Origin of the sequence: Luxibacter massiliensis, from assembly GCF_900604355.1 — a bacterium.
GTDB lineage: Bacteria > Bacillota > Clostridia > Lachnospirales > Lachnospiraceae > Luxibacter > Luxibacter massiliensis.
The window spans coordinates 1,987,288-2,006,939 of record NZ_UWOE01000001.1; the positions used below are offsets into that span (position 1 = coordinate 1,987,288).

The 19,652-nt window shown below is 43.4% G+C and carries 19 protein-coding genes and 1 tRNA gene; 4 read left to right on the forward strand and 16 right to left on the reverse strand.

Annotated features, from left to right (window positions below):
* Nucleotides 1–169 precede the first annotated feature (169 nt).
* Nucleotides 170–1,747, reverse strand: a complete 1,578-nt coding sequence (gene cls, locus EFA47_RS09180) for a cardiolipin synthase (RefSeq protein ID WP_122643002.1) — start codon at nt 1,745–1,747, stop codon at nt 170–172.
* 215 nt (nt 1,748–1,962) lie between these two features.
* Here cls and EFA47_RS09185 point away from each other — a divergent pair, with 215 nt between their 5' ends.
* The gene (locus EFA47_RS09185; RefSeq protein WP_122643003.1) at nt 1,963–2,241 is read left to right on the forward strand and encodes a hypothetical protein; all 279 of its coding nucleotides are present in this window, start codon (nt 1,963–1,965) and stop codon (nt 2,239–2,241) included.
* A 71-nt stretch (nt 2,242–2,312) separates the two neighbouring features.
* On the opposite strand, the gene pdxR is transcribed toward EFA47_RS09185, so the two are convergent.
* The 10 genes from pdxR to EFA47_RS09235 form a co-directional block, all read right to left on the reverse strand.
* Nucleotides 2,313–3,710: a MocR-like pyridoxine biosynthesis transcription factor PdxR gene (gene pdxR / locus EFA47_RS09190; protein WP_122643004.1), complete on the reverse strand. Its 1,398-nt coding sequence runs from the start codon at nt 3,708–3,710 to the stop codon at nt 2,313–2,315.
* A 164-nt stretch (nt 3,711–3,874) separates the two neighbouring features.
* Entirely contained in the window at nt 3,875–5,542 is a 1,668-nt protein-coding gene (locus EFA47_RS09195) for a glutamine--tRNA ligase/YqeY domain fusion protein (protein WP_122643005.1), read from the reverse strand.
* 145 nt (nt 5,543–5,687) lie between these two features.
* The gene (locus EFA47_RS09200) at nt 5,688–6,392 is read right to left on the reverse strand and encodes an NUDIX domain-containing protein (protein WP_122643006.1); all 705 of its coding nucleotides are present in this window, start codon (nt 6,390–6,392) and stop codon (nt 5,688–5,690) included.
* Nucleotides 6,393–6,806: 414 nt separating this feature from the next.
* Nucleotides 6,807–7,577 (reverse strand): ABC transporter permease subunit, encoded by a 771-nt coding sequence (locus EFA47_RS09205; RefSeq protein ID WP_122643007.1) that lies wholly within the window; start codon nt 7,575–7,577, stop codon nt 6,807–6,809.
* Nucleotides 7,574–8,476, reverse strand: coding sequence for an ABC transporter ATP-binding protein (locus EFA47_RS09210; protein WP_122643008.1), 903 nt, complete (start codon nt 8,474–8,476; stop codon nt 7,574–7,576). Before EFA47_RS09210 ends, EFA47_RS09205 begins: the two co-directional genes overlap by 4 nt.
* Entirely contained in the window at nt 8,476–8,679 is a 204-nt protein-coding gene (locus tag EFA47_RS09215) for a PLDc N-terminal domain-containing protein (protein ID WP_122643009.1), read from the reverse strand. The genes EFA47_RS09210 and EFA47_RS09215 overlap by 1 nt, the downstream gene beginning before the upstream one ends.
* The gene (locus EFA47_RS09220; protein WP_164689964.1) at nt 8,679–9,800 is read right to left on the reverse strand and encodes a helix-turn-helix domain-containing protein; all 1,122 of its coding nucleotides are present in this window, start codon (nt 9,798–9,800) and stop codon (nt 8,679–8,681) included. The genes EFA47_RS09215 and EFA47_RS09220 overlap by 1 nt, the downstream gene beginning before the upstream one ends.
* A 334-nt stretch (nt 9,801–10,134) precedes the next feature.
* Nucleotides 10,135–11,634 carry a DUF4367 domain-containing protein gene (locus EFA47_RS09225; RefSeq protein WP_164689965.1) on the reverse strand — a complete coding sequence of 500 codons (1,500 nt, stop codon included), beginning with the start codon at nt 11,632–11,634 and terminating at the stop codon, nt 10,135–10,137.
* Between the two features lie 190 nt (nt 11,635–11,824).
* Nucleotides 11,825–12,325: an RNA polymerase sigma factor gene (locus EFA47_RS09230; protein WP_122643012.1), complete on the reverse strand. Its 501-nt coding sequence runs from the start codon at nt 12,323–12,325 to the stop codon at nt 11,825–11,827.
* Between the two features lie 396 nt (nt 12,326–12,721).
* The gene (locus EFA47_RS09235; RefSeq protein WP_122643013.1) at nt 12,722–13,075 is read right to left on the reverse strand and encodes a hypothetical protein; all 354 of its coding nucleotides are present in this window, start codon (nt 13,073–13,075) and stop codon (nt 12,722–12,724) included.
* A 434-nt stretch (nt 13,076–13,509) separates the two neighbouring features.
* Between EFA47_RS09235 and EFA47_RS09240 the strand changes: the two genes are divergently transcribed.
* Nucleotides 13,510–14,031 (forward strand): DUF6512 family protein, encoded by a 522-nt coding sequence (locus EFA47_RS09240; protein ID WP_122643014.1) that lies wholly within the window; start codon nt 13,510–13,512, stop codon nt 14,029–14,031.
* 21 nt (nt 14,032–14,052) lie between these two features.
* Here EFA47_RS09240 and EFA47_RS09245 read toward each other — a convergent pair whose 3' ends face one another.
* Nucleotides 14,053–15,426 carry an MATE family efflux transporter gene (locus tag EFA47_RS09245; protein ID WP_122643015.1) on the reverse strand — a complete coding sequence of 458 codons (1,374 nt, stop codon included), beginning with the start codon at nt 15,424–15,426 and terminating at the stop codon, nt 14,053–14,055.
* Between the two features lie 210 nt (nt 15,427–15,636).
* Here EFA47_RS09245 and dtd point away from each other — a divergent pair, with 210 nt between their 5' ends.
* A complete protein-coding gene (gene dtd / locus EFA47_RS09250) occupies nt 15,637–16,083 on the forward strand; it encodes a D-aminoacyl-tRNA deacylase (protein WP_122643016.1) in 447 nt (148 codons plus the stop codon).
* A 173-nt stretch (nt 16,084–16,256) separates the two neighbouring features.
* Nucleotides 16,257–16,329: transfer RNA gene (locus EFA47_RS09260), tRNA-Thr, on the forward strand.
* Between the two features lie 88 nt (nt 16,330–16,417).
* On the opposite strand, the gene EFA47_RS09265 is transcribed toward EFA47_RS09260, so the two are convergent.
* Genes EFA47_RS09265 through cysS form a run of 4 tightly spaced genes read right to left on the reverse strand, consistent with a single transcriptional unit; the run spans nt 16,418 to nt 19,649 of the window.
* Nucleotides 16,418–17,032, reverse strand: coding sequence for a sigma-70 family RNA polymerase sigma factor (locus tag EFA47_RS09265; protein ID WP_122643018.1), 615 nt, complete (start codon nt 17,030–17,032; stop codon nt 16,418–16,420).
* A 14-nt stretch (nt 17,033–17,046) separates the two neighbouring features.
* Nucleotides 17,047–17,799, reverse strand: coding sequence for a 23S rRNA (guanosine(2251)-2'-O)-methyltransferase RlmB (rlmB, locus tag EFA47_RS09270; protein WP_122643019.1), 753 nt, complete (start codon nt 17,797–17,799; stop codon nt 17,047–17,049).
* Between the two features lie 9 nt (nt 17,800–17,808).
* On the reverse strand, nt 17,809–18,258 hold the full coding sequence (locus EFA47_RS09275) for a Mini-ribonuclease 3 (protein WP_122643020.1): 450 nt from the start codon (nt 18,256–18,258) through the stop codon (nt 17,809–17,811).
* On the reverse strand, nt 18,243–19,649 hold the full coding sequence (cysS, locus tag EFA47_RS09280) for a cysteine--tRNA ligase (protein WP_122643021.1): 1,407 nt from the start codon (nt 19,647–19,649) through the stop codon (nt 18,243–18,245). Before cysS ends, EFA47_RS09275 begins: the two co-directional genes overlap by 16 nt.
* Between the last annotated feature and the right edge of the window lie 3 nt (nt 19,650–19,652).

Genomic DNA, 19,652 nt, shown 5'->3' on the forward strand with positions numbered 1-19,652 from the left:
ACCCCTTATGCCAGGCTTTGGGATACATATCCCCCTGTCCTCTGTGCACGGCAGCCTAAGAAATCAAACTACCTTAAAAATTATACTATATTTTTTGTGTGATGTAAAATATTATTTCCCATTCTCCCCATTGTTCGCAGCTGTCTGGCCTTCTTGTCTGTGGGGATTCTTACATCAGGGGCGCTATCAGCCTGAGTACACGGCCGCACACAGCCATCAGCAGTCCAGTTTCTCTTAAATCCGCAATAGAAATCCTCTGGCACTGCTTTAATGTTTTTTGGAAGTCTCCCTCGATATCCTGGACCACTGGATTATTATATATAAACACACCACATTCGTAATGGAGGTACAGGCTCCTGTAATCAAGGTTGATTGTCCCCACAACGGCCGTATCATTGTCAGACACAAAGATCTTGGCATGGACAAAGCCGGGGGTGAACTCATATATCTGCACCCCAGACTCAATTAACTCTCTGTAAAATGTTTTAGCTACTGCAAAAGCATACCACTTATCCGGTATATGGGGCATAATAATACATACCTCTATTCCACTCTTGGCCGCCCGCATTAATGTATCCAGCATTTCATTATCCAATATCAGATATGGGGTCATAATATGTACATATTTTTTGGCATGGTTTAATATATGGAAATATACTTCCTCCCCCACATCCTCATTGTCATAAGGACTGTCGCCATAAGGAATCATAAACCCTAACTCCCTGTGAAGTCCTGCCGACATAGGAGTGAGATATTTTTTATATTGCTCCGGCCTTATCTCTGTGACATTCCACATTTGAAGAAATAACATAGTCAAACTCTGCACGGCATCTCCCTGAAGCATGACGGCAGTGTCCTTCCAGTAACCGAAACGCTCTTTCCTGTTAATATATTCATCCCCCAGGTTAATCCCTCCGGTAAAGCCGATTGTCCCGTCAATCACGCAAATCTTCCTATGATCCCTGTTGTTCTGTGTGGTAGACAGCACAGGCCTTATAGGACTGAACATTTTACATTGAATGCCATATCTCCGGATAAGCTTTGGATAATTATAAGGAAGCATGGAGATACTGCACATCCCGTCATACATAAAGCGGACCTCCACCCCTTCCTGCACCTTTTCCTTCAGAATATCCAGGATCGTCCCCCACATATACCCTTCTTCGACTATGAAATACTCCATAAATATAAACTTTTTAGCTTGTTTGAGTTTTTCGGCCATTACGGGAAATTTTGCTTCTCCAGAGGGGAAAAACTGAGCCTTTGTATTTCTATAAGTAGGAAAACCCAGCTGATACTTCATATAATGTGCCAAATTTGCATTTGCCGGCTTACTCAGACGCAAATCCTCAATAATGTCTTTTCTCTGCTCCATATAATGATATGTATCGAGTTTAAGCCTGGCCAGCCTTTTCCCAATATATCTGGTACCGATCTGTGATTTTACATATATATAGAAAAGACATCCAAATGCCGGAAAAACAAGGATTAAAAGCACCCAGGTCATATTAAAGGCAGGATTGCCCCTTTGGTTAATAATATAAACAACAATAACAGCGCCAAGTATATTCATGGCCCCATAGACATATACTACATAATCACTCAGATAAGTTGCTGCCCCCAGCATAAGGAGAAGCTGCATCAGGACAAGCAGAAGCAAAAGCGCCGTACGGCTGAATATAACGCCAAGCAATCCTTTTTGTGCTTTTCTGACTGTCTGTTTCCTGGAAGTCTGGTCTTTTATCATACACACCTCCCGTGTATCCCTCATGTATGCGCGCCAATACACAATAGTATAGCACAATTCATCCCGCATTAGAAGTCCGGCAAATATACACAATAAATGCCGTTTATTTACTCTCTATTGTTGTAATTGCAGAAGAAAAGTATTACAATAGATAATGAATTATTTTATCTGGCACAGTATATCTGTGAAAGAAGTTCAGAAAGGAGACTCTTACATTGAAAAAATTTCTAAAATGGTTTATTGCCCTTGCAGCTATCGGTTCAGCAGTGGGCCTGATCATCGCTTATTTCTGCAAAGGCAGATGCTCTGATGACTGCCACGATAACGGCCAGGATACGGAAGAAGAGGATTTTGATTTAGACAGCGATTTGCAGCCTGCTGACAGAGAATATGTCCCACTGCACAGAACGGCTGATTCAGTTTCTGATACACCGGCCGCCGAGGCTGAGGAGAATAAAGAAGAAGATAAAGAGACTGCCGGGGAAGAAAAATAGCATTTTTAAAGAATAAGGCTGCCCTAACTTTCATGTAGAAGTTTCATTGTAGGGCAGCTTTATTTTCCCCTTTATTTCCACGCCTCAGCTAATATCTTAACAGCTTCTTGAATCTTCTCCTCATCTATATTGGCATAACCCAGCAATATAGTGGCCTGCCCATTTTTCCGCGGCCCAATAAAATATTGGGATAACCCATATACTCTTACATCTCTTGCCTCCGCGCTTTGTATTAATTCCTCCTCTGTCGTCCCATCCTGAAAATGAAGCAGCAGATGGACTCCTGCATTTTCACCCGAAATCCTGCACCGTTTCCTAAGCACCTTAAGGCATCCCAGAAGTGTATCATGCCTGCTTTTGTACAATGCCCTTGTCTTATTTAAATGTCTCTCAAAATATCCCCCTTCTATAAATTTCTGTAATATCATCTGATCCACTTTTGATACTGTGGAGTTCAGAAATCCGCTCCTTTCCCTAAAAAGCCTCAAGAGGGGGACAGGCAGTACCATATAGCTCATACGGATTGCCGGCGCGATAGATTTTGAAAATGTACCCATATATATCACCTTTGAATTACTGTCATATCCCTGGAGCGCGGGAATTGGTTTTCCTTTATAGCGAAATTCACTGTCATAATCATCTTCGATAATATAGCGCCCATCCTCTTCCTCCGCCCATTTCAGCAGGGCTGTGCGTCTTTTAACTGGCATTACAGTCCCAAGGGGATAGTGATGTGATGGCATTACAAAAGCAATATCTGCATTTGTATTCCCCAGTTTCTCCACCTCCATGCCTTTTTCATCCATATCTACAGTGCAGACTTCATAGGACAGGTTTTTAAAAAGCCTGTAGGCCTGTTTATAAGTAGGATTTTCCAGTGCCACTTTATGGCCTGGCCCTATCACTGTTGTCAGAAGCATCAAAAGGTAGTCATTCCCTGCCCCTACAATAATCTGTTCTGGGAGGCAGTTTACGCCGCGGGCCTGGTGCAGGTATCCACATATGGCCCTTCTCAGACCGGGCTCACCCTGGGGATCCCCCAGCCTGAACAGTTCCGCCTGGTCGTCAAGAAGGCACTCCTTTGAGAGCTTTCTCCAGACATGATGGGGAAAGCTTTTTAAGTCTACCCCATTGGGGGTAAAATCATATTTAGGCTTTACCTGCCCCCTTCCAGGTTCTTCAGGCAGCGGGCCGACTGTCTGCTTCAGTTGATACAGGCCATCAACCTGGGCCGCAAAATATCCCCTGTATGGCTCGGCCTCCACATACCCCTCCGACTGGAGCTGCTCATAGGCCAGCTCCACAGTGCTCCTGCTGACCTCCAAATGTCTGCTTAGGGCCCTGGTGGAAGGCAGTTTTTCTCCGCTTAGAATACGTCCATTTTGTATATCTCTCTTAATATACGTATAAATCTGCTCATAAAGCGGAATCTCTGACTTCGGCTGCAGGTTGATTGTCAGCTCATTCATGGAATGTCTCCTCATAATCAAAATATCGTTGCATGGACTGGGATTGCCGCGGGTGCCTTTGCCTCCCATTATTCCGGGTATATCTACATTTCTATCTATGACAAAATATCTCCCCAAATATCAGTGAAGGGACAGGGCCCTGGATTGGAGCCTGTCCCTTATCTCTATTTAGGTAATTTAAAAGAGCTCTTAAGGGAGACTATCCTGTTAAACACAAGTGCATCAGGCGAAGAATCTCTCCCGTCAATACAGAAATAGCCATTTCTCACAAACTGAAAGCTATCACATGGTTTTGCGTTCTCAAAACTGGGTTCTACATAACAGTTTTTAACTACTTTTAGTGAATTGGGGTTCAAATTCAGGCTCCCATCTTCTTTGTTATATACCCCTTTCTCCTCATCCACCAGATTTTCATACAGTCTGGCCTCTGCCTTTACAGCATAAGGGGCGGGCACCCAGTGAATCGTGCCTTTTACCTTTCTCCCTGCAAAACCACTGCCGCATTTTGTCTCTGGGTCATAGGTACAGTGGACTTCCTTAACCCGGCCTTCCTCATCTTTTACAAAGCTCTCACATTTCACAAAGTAGGCGTGCATCAGGCGTACTTCATTGCCTGGGAACAGCCGAAAATATTTCTTAGGGGGTTCCTCCATAAAATCGTCTCTTTCTATATACAATTCGCGGCAAAATGGCACCTTCCTGCTTCCAAGCTCTTCGTTTTCCAGATTATTGGCCACATCCAGATATTCCACCTGGCCCTCAGGATAATTGTCAATCACCAACTTAATGGGATCCAAAACTGCCATCATGCGCGGCTTCTTCAGCTTCAAATCCTCACGGATACAGTATTCAAGCATGGCATAATCCACAGAACTCTGGCTTTTGGATACACCGCACATCTCAACGAACATTTTCAGGGATTCGGGCGTAAACCCTCTGCGGCGCAGTGCGGCAATGGACACAAGCCTAGGGTCGTCCCATCCGTCCACGATGCCATCCTCCACCAGCTTTTTAATATAGCGCTTTCCTGTCACCACATTGGTAAGGTATAGTTTCGCAAATTCAATCTGCCTGGGAGGGTTCTTAAATTCACATTCTCTTACAACCCAGTCGTACAGCGGCCTGTGATCCTCAAACTCTAAGGTACAAATAGAATGGGTAATCCCCTCGATTGCGTCCTCCAGAGGATGTGCAAAATCATACATGGGATAAATGCACCACTTGTCTCCTGTATTATGGTGGGACATACGCGCCACTCGGTAAATAATCGGATCCCTCATGTTAATGTTGGGCGAAGCCATGTCAATTTTAGCACGCAGAACCTTCTCACCATCCTGATACTCACCATCTTTCATCTTCTGGAACAGCTCAAGATTCTCCTCCACAGACCGGCTGCGGTAAGGACTGTCCTTCCCTGCCTCAGTTAGGGTACCCCTGTATTCGCGGATCTGCTCAGGAGTGAGGTCGCAGACGTAAGCCTTTCCCTTCTTAATCAGTTTGACAGCATATTCATACATCTGCTCAAAATAATCAGATGCATAGTATAAATGCTCCTTCCAGTCAGCCCCAAGCCACTGGATGTCCTTTTTAATAGAATCTACAAACTCCATCTTTTCTTTTGTTGGATTTGTATCATCAAAGCGCATGTGGAATGTACCATTATATTTCTGCGCCAGTCCATAATTTAAAAGGATGGACTTGGCATGTCCGATATGCAGATATCCGTTCGGTTCAGGCGGAAATCTAGTGCAGACATGGTCATATACTCCCTCTGCCAGATCCTTATCTATCTCCTGCTCGATAAAATTCTTTGAAACTGTCTCGTTTTCCATGGTTTCCTCCTCAAAGTCGTCACATTCTGCCAACTATCTTACCATAAAATGTATCCATCCACAAGGACTGAACCTGCAATATTTCGATTCTCAGGATTGAAGCCTCCCCTCCCCATGCGCCGTCTTTTAAACTCTCAAATTCATGTTATCCCTCCAGCCGCTCTTTTAAAATTAAGACCGCCTGAGCAATAATAGCAGCATGGTCAACCGCAATCTCCCCTCCGTCTGCCACTTTAAAGCTTTCTTCCTTTATAAGGCTGCCACGTGTCTTATGTACAACTTCCGCCTTTGTGTGCACTCCTTTCTCTTCATTCACAAAAGAAAGGACATACGTCTTTTCCGTATACCCCCGAACCACTTGCTGGCCAGACTGTTCCATCTCCACCTGGCACCATGCCGCATCTGCCGCATCATCGCCGGCATTTACATTGACAGCATCCTCATCTATGAGGGCCATATAGGCAGCAGTGATAATGCGGGCCCGGGGATCCCTGTCATAATCTCCATATACCGCAAACTGTTCCATGGGAAGGCTTTCCACCCCAGTCTCTTCCCTCAGCTCCCTGGCCGCCGTATCTTTCAGATTCTCTTCCAGATTAATAAAACCTCCCGGCAATGCCCAGAATCCAATACTTGGATGGTTTCCTCTTTTTATAAGCAATACTTTCAGCTTATCCAGAGAATTCTTATAAATCCCCTCACAAGAAAATACAACAGCGTCTGTTGTCACACTGGGATTCTTGTATTTATACGGGTCATATGTCTCCAAAAACTCCTCTAATGTCTGGCCCTCCTGGTTTTTCTCTCTGTTTCCATAAAATGATGAAATATCTTTTAAAAATGACGGCATTTTTATTCCTCCTACCATATGTTTGTATAAGCCTTCAATTTCATATGCCCTGAGGACACCCCATAATTTATGTCCTTCGGACTGGCTGGCCCCGTCCAATACGGTATACCAAAAGGGCACCTGAAATCAAATTGCCAGTTCTGCCTGGCAGAGGAACTGGCATTGGATCATTCTTTTAATTCTTCTTTACTTCGCTGGCTCATTTATTATTTTTTATTATACCTTCTTTCCTAAATGCAAACAATAATTTTATTCATCTTTTCATACAGGCACTTCAGTAGTCTCCCCTTCTCTTCCTCTTATAACTTTATCAATATCTACCCCTGTTATTTCTATGTTAATCTCCAGTCAAGAACCCCCATGCAGGCATACGGGGAGTCAAACTAGCAGCGATGCAGGCATCGGGGTATTAGACTATATCCTCTTTTTATTAAAAATAAGAACAGATAAAATCCCGTTAAATACCGTCAGAAAAACCGTTATCCCTACGGCAGCCATACACCGGCTGCTATTAAGGATTCCCATCAGCAATTCATCAGAATTTAAAAGATAGGTAGGTACATATTCCTGAAATGCAGGCAGAAAACCGTTCAGGTATGAAATAACAAACGCTGCTCCCACTAAGAGTATGACAGCGGATGCTGATTTTAAAATGACAGATGCCAGCAATATGATTGAAATAAGCCACACTCCCACTAAATAATAGCCAAAGGCAGCAAACAATAAATTCTGGACAATGTGGTTATCCCAAAAATACGCATTATAACCATAAGTAATTCCAAATGTTATCAGGTATCCGGCTGTCCAAGCCACAAACATAATCAACAGTTTAGAAATCAGTATTTTCCAGCGTTTCAGTCCTTTGGCAATAACATTGATCAATGTCCCTTTCTGATATTCTGCTGTCAAAATGCCGCTGAACATCACAATGAATACAATCAGCAGAACAGGCATATTTTTAAAAAACTGAGTCCAGGAGGTCAGTGCGTCCACTTCTATCCCTGTAATGAACATACCATTCTCTGCAAGCTGTTCCGACATTATTTCCAGCAGCCACGGAAGCATTTTAGCGGTAGCCGGATTCATAATTCCAAACAGGCAAAACAAAATTCCAAGAATCATAAATCTGCCGCCCCGTATTTGTCCTAAAAACTCTTTTTTAATGAAAGCCGTTAATTGCTTCATTTTCCAACCACCTCCAAAAACAAATCCTCAAGCGTCGGTTCTAGCCTCTCCAAGCGCAAAATAGGGATTTGTTTTTTTGACAGACATCCCATCATTTCTAACATATCACGCTCCGTCTTTTGGGAGAATAGCAGTTTTGTTCTGCCTGTTTTCTTACCGCCTGAACAAATATGCAGAAATGCATCTGCATCCTGTTCTGTAAAAAACTCAATTTCTATACTATCGCCTTTTCTGATGTTCCTGATTTCTTCCAATGTTCCACTAAGAGCAACTTTTCCCTGGTGAAGAAATGCGATTCGGTCACAAATACGCTCCACATCGGACAAAATATGCGTGGAAAACACAACAGTCGTATGTTTTTTCACAGAAGCGAGTATATCCAAAACCTCTTTTCTTCCCATAGGATCAAGTGCTGATGTCGGTTCATCACAAATCAATAGCCTGGGACTGTTCAAAAGTGCCTGGGCAATGCCAAGCCTTTGCTTCATTCCACGTGAAAAACCTCTGATGCATTTGTTTTCTGTTTCAAGTCTCACAAGTTTTAATAACTCTGCGGATTTTTCTGCTATTTCCTCTTTACACATTCCTGTAATCTGACCGCACATTGTCAAATATTCTTTTGGCGTCATAAAGCCATAAAATTCTGGAACATCGGGCAGGTAGCCAATATACTTATTCGTGCTATTCTGTCCAAAAGTTACTTGTTCGCCGTTTACAAAAACTTCGCCTTGCTCGCTTTTTAACAGACCAAGCACTATTTTCATCGTTGTTGTTTTTCCTGCACCATTTTGTCCAATAAACCCAAACACAGAATGTTCAGGTACGGAAAAACTCAGATCATTTAAAACCTTCTTTGTCCCAAATGTTTTCGTTACGTGCGAAATCTCTAAAATATTCATTATGCTTCCTCTTTACCTAACACAAAATATAAAATGGGACCAATAAAGTTCATGCCGACAACCGCAACAATCAGCCATAATGTCCGTGTGCCGCGCTTGTAATTCTTATGTGTAAGAATATGCCACAGTGTATATCCAAGAAGTGCAAGTTCCACAATGACAAGGGGAATCAAAAATGGTAACATTTCAGTAATCGTATTCATCAGTTTAACTCCTTTAATTTACTTTTTAATCTCTCAAATTTAGAGTTTCCGTTTAGTATAGTGAACGGCGGTACATCTAATGTTTTTTTTACATCTTCTAAAACGACTTTCCGATTGCGCGGAGCATTTGTTCCGTTATCAAGTTCCTTGTCAAACCAATCTTCAATTTTGTCAAAATAAGTGTCTCCATGCAGGCGTAAATCTGTTGTGGAAAAAAGATTGAATAAATTCTGTATATATTTATCAATATGTTCCAACGCTTTTTGATTGCCGCCATGTCCCAAATAGCAGATTGCCGACTGATATTCAAAAGCCAACAGACTATTGGGATTCAGTTTGGAAATCTTATAGACTTCTGCCACACGCTCAATACGCTCAATAGTTTCCTCGCACACAGCCAGATTTTCGTTGTGTATCCAAAGATAACAGGCTGCATTCGCCAGCAGATTCATTACATTGTCATACATACTGATTTGAGCATAACCTTCTGCCTTTTCTTTACTATTAAGCATTGCATAAGCCTGTGAAAGCAGAACACTGCTTTGGTTGCCGAATCGGTTAGAAGCAGAAAACTCCTCCAATTCATCAACAACTTCCTGTATGCGTCCAATCTGAAAATAGACAAGTGCTTGAATCACAACCGCATTTCCGTGGGTTTTCATATCTGTACAATTTGCTTTTATATGCCTGCAAAGTTCCTCGATGCATAACCAGATGTTTTTTTGTCTTTCTTCATTCTCTGCCATTTTACAATGATTCAACCATAAAATGCATATCTGCAACAGGAAAGGGTAGCAGGAGTAATATCGTTTTACATAATCCTGTGTTTCTTTCATCACTTCTTCAAAAGGACGTTCTGCAAAATCCTTCCCGAATCTTTGATAAAGACGTTGTATCTGTTCTTTTGACAACTGAGGAGTATATCCTACCAACTCATCTATTGTGACATCAAAAAATGTGGCAAGCTGCGGCAAAATAGTTATATCAGGAGTGCTCTGCCGGTTTTCCCATTTTGAAACAGATGCCTTTGTAACACCTATAAATTCCGCCAACTGTTCTTGTGTAATTTTTTTGTTGTGCCGTAATCGGACAATATTATCCGCAATATTTAAACTATTCAAACTAATCTCCTTCTTTCCCTTATATTTTAACTACAGTAGAGTGTAAAATCAATGGAATGGTATGATACTTTTGGAAATAAAATCAACTGTTAGGAAACAAATATGCTCTTAATATTTGTTTTCTGCAAAAAATTGGCAGAGATTTCTCCCTGCCAATGCCTTTATGCATAGATTACTTCGATAATTACAACCTTCCCCGCACACGCTGTTATCCATTCTCTGTCTGGTTTGTTATTTCTGCTCTTTGCGGAACTGAAAGACCGCGATTCCAGCTTGCAAAAACATTTTAAACTTCTATTATTGCTTTATCATACATAAGCAAATGTTTGTGGATTTACTCGCTTATCCTGACATAAAGACTTTGGATCATAGTTCCGTCTGCCGCAGTTCCTCCAGTCCCGGGGAAAAACCAAAGGTACAAATTGTCAAGCTGATCCTCATCTGCCACATAGGCAAGCGTATACTCCAATTCTTCCCCTGGTTCAATGGGCCTAAACAAAGCATGTTTCAGGCGCTGTGTGCCCTCTGTATAGTATATCTGGTCAAAATATACTGGAAAACTGCTCCCATTTGATGCATACCACTGCAGGGAATAGCCTTCATTGGCACTCATGAAAGAATATTCTGGGTAAGAATAGTTCCCATCCTCCCTTGGCGTCAGCGTTGTGAGGTCTGGGGCAATAGACACCCCGCTCTCCTTGTTCCAGTCACTTGCTGTTGTCCCACAGTTCTTTGCCTTCATCTTTACCACTACATATTTAGAACTCGCTGTCTCCAGGACTTTCTCTGATTCCCCCTGTCCTTCTGTATACCTATACCTTTCGTGTGCCTTTAGTGAGCCGTCCTCATTCATCCATGGCTGGATCTCTTCATAGGAGATATAGTTTTCCGCCGGATACTCATCAGCCGGAAGTGCATCCTTTATCTGAACCTCTTCCACTGTAAAGCGGATATCATCCCACTGATAGGCATCATCCCCCAGGTCTGCTTCCATTAGAGGATCCCTCACTTCATCTCCTATTTCAAAAATACGCTCTGCAATAACACCTGTACTTCTATACTGTTCCTCCTCTGACTGATAGGTTTCTTCGTCTTCCTTCTCTGCTGCAAGTTCTTCGTCTGTCGCATAGGGCACAACCGTATCAAGCACCGTTATCTCCAGTCCCTCTGCCACCTTAATCAGCTCTTCTGCCGGCAGGTCACTGTAACTGAATATCTGCACCCCGTACCCATATTCCTCATTAAACAGGTAAAGATTCTTAGTTGTCTTTGCACTATCCATGTAAAAGCTGTCACTGACAAACACATTCGTCTTCATCCCGCTTATTTCCATCTCTTTTATATGCTCATCCCTGGGATATTCCAGGAAATCAGCGCCGCCAGTTCTTTCTATACGATCCAGCTCTGCCGCATTCAGGGGATTAATCGTTATGCCTCCATCTGTATCATAATTGTGCCATTTACCGCCATATGGACTATTCTCATCGCCCAGCTCGTATCCCTTTGGCATATAGGTGGGTTCCACAGAAATCTCATGGGCCTCAAAATCTTTGTCTACCTGGAAGTTATATTGCACTGAACCCTCCTTTTCCAAAAGATCCGCCGTCAAAAATTTGCTGGCAGCCACTGTTACAACAGATATTCCAACTGTCAATATTGCAACCGCTGCTACTGCCGCCCACACCTTGTGCTTCTTTGTATATCTCATTGTCACCTCTCCCTCCATCCCAAGAGTTTCATATGTCTGCTGTATCCGGTCTTCCACAGCACCTGGGATCTCTATATTTTGTTTTAGGATTCTCTCTATCTCTTTTGGGGAATATTCCTTCCTCACATCCATTACCTCCTTTGCACGATTGAACATTATCAGTTCTATAAACATATCTTAATTAAACATTAGCAGTTCAGTAGGCATATCTTATTGAACATTAGCAGTTCAGTAGGCATATCTTATTGAACATTAGCAGTTCAATAAGCATATCTTATTGAACATTAGCAGTTCAGTAGGCATATCTTATTGAACATTAGCAGTTCAATAAGCATACTTTTTCAAACTGCTTCCGGCCCCTTGCAAGCCTTGTCTTTACTGTACTTTCCTCCAGATCCAGTATCTGCGCGATCTCTCTGACTTTAAAACCTTCCGAGTAATACAGTAGAAGGACAATGCGGTACTTATCATCCATCTGGCCCATCAGTTCCTCAAATTCATAATTCAAAAGCTCCATACATGTATCCTCCTGCTCAGGAAATGTCTCCAGCAGATACTCCCTTCTCCCGGACCTCAGAATATCCTTGCACTTGTTGATCAGTATCCTGACAAGCCATGTCCTAAAAAACTCAGGATTCTTCAGGCTGTCTATTTTCTCGTAGCATGTAACGATTGTCTCCTGAATAGCGTCTGCAATATCCTCCTGGCAGTTCAGATAGCTTCTGGCCACCTTATACATATTTTGCTTTTCCAGCTCCATAAGCTCCACAAACGCTTGTTTATCATGCTTTTGAGCCTTTTTCACAAGGTATTTCAATCAAAATCCCTCCTTCTGTGTAACCCACATTCCAAAATGAGGATCCTATATGTCAGGTACACCCCGGATTATAAGCTTCCCAACAGATGCCCCTGTCTCAGACTACAGAGAACGGCTGTATCCGCAGGCAATTTCATTTAGCGCCGGCTGCCTTCTCCTTACTTATTAGACGTATGTATCCTGCAAATAGTTTCATGGTACTTCCTAATATTTGAAATACTTGAATCATCAGTCCCCTAAATGCGCAACTATATGCACTTGGGCGTATTAATACTGTAGTTTATAGAAGAGTCAGCGATGTCCATGCTCATAAGGCATAGTGATCCAGGGCAAAAAGAATCGGCCGGCAGTTCTGCTGTAAGGTACCAGAAGCCGCCAGGCCGTCCCCGATGATTCCTATTCAATTTCCCGCATACTTTTAAGCTCCAAGTACCTCCCAACATCCGCTATCAACTCAATAAACTGGCAGTTCAGTTCTGCCCTTCTCTCCTGGTTCTCAACCCAGATAACAAAGTCCGGGATTCCTGTCAGTACATTGTTTGCAGCATTCCAGTCCCTTCTGAGAATATGTTCTAAATCTTCCCACCCATCATATTGAACCAGAAAGCATATTTCCAGATTATTCTTCATATTCTCAATAAACCTGTGAAAATATGGAAGCTCTTCAACATGTAGTGCGTATAGAAACTCTGACAGTTCCTGCAGCCGCTTCTTTAACGGTTCCAAATCCTCCCTCATAAGATTACCCATGGCATTCCTTTCTGAATGCCTGTACCAAAAACACATCGAATTTTTTGTATTATAACATACTATTACCGGAACCTCGCTAAGTTTCGACATATTTATATATATTTCGACAAATTGTTGCCAATCCACAAAAATATATGTATATTTTCCCAAATATTGTACATACTATCCAGAAAAGTCCACTTTCCCGAATATTATACCCAAAGGGCATCCCACAATTCATGTCCTTAGGACTGGTGGACTTCGTCCATTAAGGTATGCCCAAAGGGCACCCCACTATTCATGTCCTTAGGACTGGTGGACTTCGTCCATTAAGGTATGCCCAAAGGGCACCCCACTATTCATGTCCTTAGGACTGATGGACTTCGTCCATTAAGGTATGCCCAAAGGGCACCCCATTTGGGCAGATTTAATATTTCCGATTGGAGGAAACATTCATGAAATTATTTTATAAAAAATATAAAAGGCTATGCATATGTTCAGCCATCGGTTTTTTTGCTGTATGCCTGGCAGGCGTGCTGCTCCACTTTACCTATGGCTGGACAAACCAAAACTATATAGTTGGACTCTTCTCACCTGTCAATGAGTCTACATGGGAACATATGAAGCTCATTTATTTCCCCATGCTTATTTTCTTTATGATTGAGTACGTTTTTTTATACCGCTCCATGCCCCGGCTTTTCCGGGCAGATATTATCGGGATTCTTACTGGTACCCTGCTCATCCCGGTCATATTTTACACATCCCTTGGAATTTTAGGCGCCCATTATCTGGCCCTTGACATCCTGATATTTATTATCTGCGCGGCTGTTGGCTTTTATGCCCGGGGACGCTCTCTGCTCCTGCCCGGCCGGAAAAAATATACATTTTTTTATTTTCTCTGCACACTGGCACTGGGGGTCTGCTTTCTTATTTTCACCTATTATCCGCCTTCAATTTCCCTGTTTGCCGCCCCTTAACCGCCGGAGTGTGCAGGCCTGTCATTCTGGCATCCCCTGCACATCCTCTGTCTCTTTAAGCGTGATCTTAGGGAGCCAATGCCCTTTCCATCCATACAATAGTATCAAAACTGCCCCCACAAGCCAGGAAGTGGGATAAGCCATCATCAGCCAGTCCAACCGGTGTTCAATGGCCATGGTTCCCCATATCCAGGCGATCCTAAACACACAGAGCGACGCCAGAAAAATAAGCATTGTCTCCATCGTCTTCCCCGCTCCCCGGATGGTTCCTGAAAAAATCTGCAGGACGGCCAGCAGCCAGTAAAACGGGCAGAAAAACTTCATAAGATAAACCCCACATTCCACAACCTCCTGATTGCCTGTAAACACCCGGATTACCTGTGGGGCGAAAAGCATCAGGAGAATCCCCGTCACCACCGTGTATGCCACTCCCATGGCAATGGAGGTTGCAATACATTTTCTCACCCGGCTAATCTTCCCGGCCCCTATATTCTGTCCAGTAAATGTAGTGGCTGCCATGCCGATACTCAGCACAGGAAGCAAATTAAAGCCATCAATTTTTATATAAGCCGCAAACCCTGCCATCACCACGGCCCCAAAACTGTTTACAGTGGACTGTACAATTACATTGGAAAGGGATATCACAATATTCTGCACTCCTGTGGGCAGTCCAATTCTCAGGATTTTTCCAAGCAGATTATCGTAAAAGCGGATACTCCTGATCCTGACTTTGTACATTTCCTCTGTCCTCGTCAGAAAAAGAAGAATAAACACACAGGAAAGAAGCTGGCTGATATCTGTTGCAAGAGCCGCTCCCACAATCCCCATCTTCAGGACCACAACAAAAAATAAATCCAGGAAAATATTGGAGCATGCCGCTATGAGAAGGTAAACCAGGGATCGCCTGGAATTCCCCACCGCATTTAAAATTCCTGCACACATATTATAAATGACGGAAAACACAATCCCCCCAAAAAATACCTGCAGATATGCCGCTGCATCTGAAAATACTTCTGCGGGAGTCCCCATCATCCGCAGCAGTACAGGAGTCAGGGCAATACCAGAAATTGTCAGCAGAATCCCCGCCGCTATGGATATCGCCACTGTCGTATGCACAGCCTTTCGTACCCCCTCGCCATCCTGGGCCCCGAAAAACTGTGAGATGACAACTCCGGCCCCGGCAGAGGCCCCGATACAAAAGCCAATCAAGAGATTAATAATAGAACTGCTGGCGCCCACGGCAGCCAGTGCCTCACTCCCTATGTAGTTCCCAACAATGATTGAATCTACCGTATTGTACAGCTGCTGAAATAAATTGCCCAAGATCAAAGGGATCGCAAAGAAAAGTAGTTTTTTCCAGATGGCCCCCTCGGTCATAATCGTAGTTTTTTTCATGTATCAATTCCCCCTCACTTCTGTTTTATAAAATCCCGAAAAACAACATTAAACCAATTATTACATACACTCTGGACTTTATTCTATAATAAGTATAAAATAAATGCTGTGCCAAATACAAGCTGAAAATAGAGTTTCCATTGTGCCGGCCACCCGGTCCTGCACACCTATTGCTATTGACAAATGAAAAGGAATTTTAAGGAGAAAGACATGAAATTTGTAATCCAAAGAGTCACAGAAGCTTCTGTAACCGTAGACAGTACTATTATAGGAGAAATCCAGAAAGGGTTTCTTGTACTAATAGGCATTTCCGACAGCGATACTGAAGAAACTGCCGATAAGCTGGTAAAAAAAATGCTCGGACTGCGTATTTTCGAGGACCATGACGGCAAGACAAACCTCTCCCTCACCGATGTGGAAGGAAATCTGCTGCTAGTTTCCCAATTCACCCTTTATGCCAACTGCAGAAAAGGCAACCGTCCAAGTTTCATAGAGGCTGGAAAACCAGAAAAGGCCAATGCACTATACGAATATATTATTGAAAAATGCAGGGCCACCATCCCCCGCGCCCAGACTGGAAAGTTTGGGGCAGAGATGAAAGTCCGCCTTGTCAATGACGGACCTTTCACCATTATACTGGATTCCAGGGATATGTAGGCTGTTCCCTCCTGCCGCCCTGCAGGCAGGCCCCATCTGCTGTTTTGTATGCAATGTCCTGAAGAGTATATACCCTGGGCGCCTTGGGGGGGGGTATAAATATTTTTAAAAGTATATTGACAAAAACCATATTATTGTGTATATTAATGACGTTGTGTATGAAATGCACATAAGCTGTCGTGGCTCAGTCGGTAGAGCGTCGCCTTGGTAAGGCGGAGGTCGGCGGTTCGATTCCGCTCGACAGCTTTTATTGAAGAGTTGTTCTAAAATGGCTTTGTATGCTGCCCTTTTGTCCAGCTCTATTTTTATGTCCTAAAACCAGGAAAAGCAGTTTTTACCTGCCTAGCAGCCTCTCCGCCTTTCCCCGTATTCTCTGCAGTGCATTATCGATTGCCTTTGGACTTTTCCCCAGCAGTTCCGCAATTGTCCGGTAATCTGTGCCTAAAAGATGAAGATACAGCACATGGCTCTCCAGGGCGCTTAGGTTCTCCTTAAGCTGCTCTACAAAAGCCTCTGTAAATTCCTTTCTAAAATACAAGGCCTCCGGATTCGTCTCCACATCCGGCTCGATAGTATCTATGAGGGGAATTTTTTTCTCTCCCCCTGCCTCCCCCCCTTCCTCATAAAGAGATATGTATGAATTTAGGGGGAGATGCTTTTTCCTTTTGGACGCTTCTATGGCCGTGTACATTTGCCTGGACACACATAGTTCTGCAAAGCTGGCAAATGAGGCTCTCTGGGTAATATCATAATCCCGCACTGCTTTTATCAGGCCTATCATCCCTTCCTGGATCAGATCCTCATTTTCACCTCCGATTAGATACATGGCTCTCGCCTTTGTTCTGACCATTGCTTTATATTTCACCATAATATAATCCATAATCTCAGAGTTCCCTTCTCTGAAATCTGCAATCAACTGTTCATCAGCAATCGCCTCATATTTATCCATCAGATGTTTCCTTTCTATTTCTGAATCCTCTGGCGTACGATCTCATATGCCAGCACACCTGCCGCCACAGATGCATTGAGGGAATCTATTTCTCCTTTCATAGGAATTGCGGCAGTAAAATCGCACTTTTCTCTCACAAGCCTGCCAACCCCTTCCCCCTCATTTCCGATGACCAGTCCCATAGGGCCTGTCAGGTTCAGGCTGTACATAGATTCTCCCGCCATATCTGCACATACAAACCACATACCTTGTTCCTTCAATTCCTGGATTGTCTTTGCCAAGTTCGTCACTTTTGCCACAGGCGTATAGTTCAGCGCGCCTGCAGATGTCTTGGCCACTGTTGCCGTAAGTCCTGCGGCCCTGCGTTTAGGTATAATGACACCGTGGGCACCTGCCAGGTTTGCAGTACGGATGATTGCCCCCAGATTATGGGGATCTTCGATATTATCCAAAAGGATAAAAAAGGGATCTTCTCCCTTTTGTTCTGCCAGTTTAAACATGTCTGATATTTCCCCGTATTCATAGGCGGCCGCATAGGCAATAACACCCTGGTGCTTCCCGGTCTCTGACATTCTTGACAGCCTGTCTTTCCCCACAAAATTGATTATCGTACCGTGCTTTTTTGCCTCTCTTATGATGGACTGGACCGGGCCGTCCTGGCATCCCTCCAACACAAATAACTTATCGATAGGTTTCCCAAACCGAAAAGCCTCCAGGACTGCATGGCGCCCTTCGATTATTAAAGTATGCTCAAAATCTTCCTTCATAGTTTCCCCCTATTCTATTTGTCCTTCTAAGCTGTCCAAGCCTATTTTCACAAGATCAAGCAGCCTTTTATATTCCCTTTTGAGATACAGGTAGCCAATCAGAGCTTCAAATCCTGTGGCTCTTCTGTAATCTGTGATTGTCTGGTTTTTGGCCGGCGAAACTGATTTTGTGTTTCGCCCCCGCCTGTATATTGCGTGTTCCTCCTCAGTCAGATGCTGCTGCATGGCGCGCATCATAAATGACTGGGAAGATGCCTTTACAAAACTGCTGGTTTCCTCATGGAGCTTGTGCACCTGTTTGTTCCCATAGCTGATTACCATTGTCTTAATTACCAGATCATAGACACAATCCCCGATATATGCCAGGACGAGAGGTGAGTATTCTGCCGCATTTACCTCCTTGAGTCCCAGTACTTCCTCAATACAATCGTGAAACTCCAATTCTATGCCTTTTTCCATTTTACTCCTTCCCGCGTATCCTCCAGAATGATGCCTTTTGCAAGCAGCTCATCTCTGATTTTATCTGCCCTCGCAAAATCCCTGGCTTTCCTTGCCTCCTGGCGTTCTTCTATAAGAGCTTCAATATCATCTGCCAATATTTCTTCTTCCTTTTCGGACTGAATCCCAAGGACATCTGACAGCTTCACAATAAGGCCGAGCAAGCTCTCCAAATACTCTGCAGAACTCTCTTCATCTGCAGTGGTATTACTATATTTCACCAGTTCAAATATAGAAGCTATGGCATCTGCGGTATTAAAGTCATCGTCCATGGCCTTCTCAAATCCCCGTACATACTCACCAGCTCTGTCCAATTTCTCTTTTTCTGCTTCTGTCATCTCTTTAAGCTTTGCGTTTTCTCTGAGAAACTTCAAATTATCTGCAGCGTTTCTTATCCTTTCCAGGCCAGTCCTGGCTGCATCCATTAAATCTGCGCTGAAGTTCAGAGGACTCCTATAATGTGCGCTGAGCATAAAGAAACGTAAAACCTGAAGGTCGTATTTCTCACTAATCTCCCTGACAGTAAAAAAGTTGCCAAGGGACTTTGACATTTTTCTATTATCTATATTCAAAAATGCATTGTGCATCCAATATTTTGCAAACTCCCTTCCATTGGCTGCCTCACTCTGTGCAATTTCATTTTCATGGTGAGGGAATACAAGATCCTCTCCTCCCGCATGAATGTCGATCTGTTCTCCCAAGTACTTCTTGGACATCTCAGAGCATTCAATATGCCAGCCTGGGCGTCCTTCCCCCCAGGGGGATTCCCATGCAGGCTCGCCTTCCTTTTTCGGCTTCCACAGTACAAAATCAAGCGGATCCTCCTTCTCATCCTCCCCTGTCACTAAAAGAGAACGTCCGCCGGACTGCAGGTCATCCAGATTTTTGTGTGACAGCTTGCCATAATCTTTGAACCGCCTTGTACGGAAATATACAGTCCCATTTTTTTCGTATGCATAGCCTTTTCCAATCAATGTCTGTATCATCTCCACCATGCCGCCAATCTCCTCAGTGGCAAGAGGGTGCTTTGTGGCCGGCTTTACATTCATCCCATCCATGTCGTGTTTACACTCTTTAATATAACGCTTAGAGATTTCCTCCGCAGTTACGCCTTCCTCAATAGCCTTTTTAATAATTTTATCATCTACATCGGTAAAATTAGAGACAAAATTCACCTCATATCCTTTATACTCAAAATATCTCCTCACTGTATCAAACACAATCATAGGCCTTGCATTTCCAATGTGGATATAATTGTACACGGTAGGGCCGCATACATACATTTTTACCTTTCCCTCCTCAATAGGGACGAAATCTTCCTTTGCTTTTGACAGTGTATTGTATAATTTCATTTT

Bases quoted from the DNA above. Each gene is read 5' to 3' on its own strand.
- cls (WP_122643002.1), bottom strand. From the start codon at position 1,747: ATGATAAAAGACCAGACTTCCAGGAAACAGACAGTCAGAAAAGCACAA.
- pdxR (WP_122643004.1), bottom strand. From the start codon at position 3,710: ATGAATGAGCTGACAATCAACCTGCAGCCGAAGTCAGAGATTCCGCTT.
- EFA47_RS09195 (WP_122643005.1), bottom strand. From the start codon at position 5,542: ATGGAAAACGAGACAGTTTCAAAGAATTTTATCGAGCAGGAGATAGAT.
- EFA47_RS09200 (WP_122643006.1), bottom strand. From the start codon at position 6,392: ATGCCGTCATTTTTAAAAGATATTTCATCATTTTATGGAAACAGAGAG.
- EFA47_RS09205 (WP_122643007.1), bottom strand. From the start codon at position 7,577: ATGAAGCAATTAACGGCTTTCATTAAAAAAGAGTTTTTAGGACAAATA.
- EFA47_RS09210 (WP_122643008.1), bottom strand. From the start codon at position 8,476: ATGAATATTTTAGAGATTTCGCACGTAACGAAAACATTTGGGACAAAG.
- EFA47_RS09215 (WP_122643009.1), bottom strand. From the start codon at position 8,679: ATGAATACGATTACTGAAATGTTACCATTTTTGATTCCCCTTGTCATT.
- EFA47_RS09235 (WP_122643013.1), bottom strand. From the start codon at position 13,075: ATGGGTAATCTTATGAGGGAGGATTTGGAACCGTTAAAGAAGCGGCTG.
- EFA47_RS09240 (WP_122643014.1), top strand. From the start codon at position 13,510: ATGAAATTATTTTATAAAAAATATAAAAGGCTATGCATATGTTCAGCC.
- EFA47_RS09245 (WP_122643015.1), bottom strand. From the start codon at position 15,426: ATGAAAAAAACTACGATTATGACCGAGGGGGCCATCTGGAAAAAACTA.
- dtd (WP_122643016.1), top strand. From the start codon at position 15,637: ATGAAATTTGTAATCCAAAGAGTCACAGAAGCTTCTGTAACCGTAGAC.
- EFA47_RS09265 (WP_122643018.1), bottom strand. From the start codon at position 17,032: ATGGATAAATATGAGGCGATTGCTGATGAACAGTTGATTGCAGATTTC.
- rlmB (WP_122643019.1), bottom strand. From the start codon at position 17,799: ATGAAGGAAGATTTTGAGCATACTTTAATAATCGAAGGGCGCCATGCA.
- EFA47_RS09275 (WP_122643020.1), bottom strand. From the start codon at position 18,258: ATGGAAAAAGGCATAGAATTGGAGTTTCACGATTGTATTGAGGAAGTA.
- cysS (WP_122643021.1), bottom strand. From the start codon at position 19,649: ATGAAATTATACAATACACTGTCAAAAGCAAAGGAAGATTTCGTCCCT.